This is a genomic window from Arthrobacter sp. 05T423, from assembly GCF_056396245.1.
In genome coordinates, this window is record NZ_JBFTLC010000105.1 from 1 (window position 1) to 679 (window position 679).

1 pseudogene is annotated in these 679 nt (G+C 63.2%); it reads right to left on the reverse strand.

Annotated elements, in window-relative coordinates:
• Positions 1–679, reverse strand: a pseudogene (locus tag AC1DFE_RS24105) (multicopper oxidase family protein); the annotation flags it as partial.

Consider the following 679-nt stretch of genomic DNA (forward strand, 5'->3'; position numbering starts at 1 on the left):
TCCAGGAACCGGAAGCGGTACTTGCGCCGCTTCACCTCCATCACCGGGTAGGCGGTGCCGTTCACGGTGAAGATGTCGCCCACGAACCCGTGGTTGGGGAAGTGCTTGTAGAAGGTCTTGCCCCACCATTCCGGATGCTTGGCCGGGTTTTTGGCGTCGGGGAATTCGTTCTGGGCATCGTGGATGTCCTTGTGCATGGTGACGCCGTCGTCCAGCCGGCAATCGTAGAAGGCCAGCGGGATGTCGTAGTCGACGTCGAAGGAGCCGTCCGGGTTGTTGGTGCGGACACCCGGGAGCTTCAGGCCCTGGCGCTCATCGCCCATGTCCATGCCGTCCTTCGGGTCGTAGATGGGGTAGAGGCCCACCATGCCCTTGTAGACGTTGGATCCGGTGTGGTCCATCCGGTGGTCGTGGAACCAGAAGAAGCTCTGCTTCTCGCGGTCATCATTGCCCGCCGGCCAGTTCAGGTAGAGGTTGTCGCAGTAGGTCTTTGGCAGGTAGCCCGGGAGCTTCGGCCCGGCCACCATCGAGTAGTGCGGGTTGCCATCGGACTCCGGTGCGGTGTGGCCGTTGTGGAGGTGGGTCAGGAACGACCAGTCCGGCGAGCCGAAGTCCTGGCGGTCCAGGTTCATCGGGTTCTCGTCCAGGTGGTTCTCGAACCGGACCAGCGCCGGCTTGC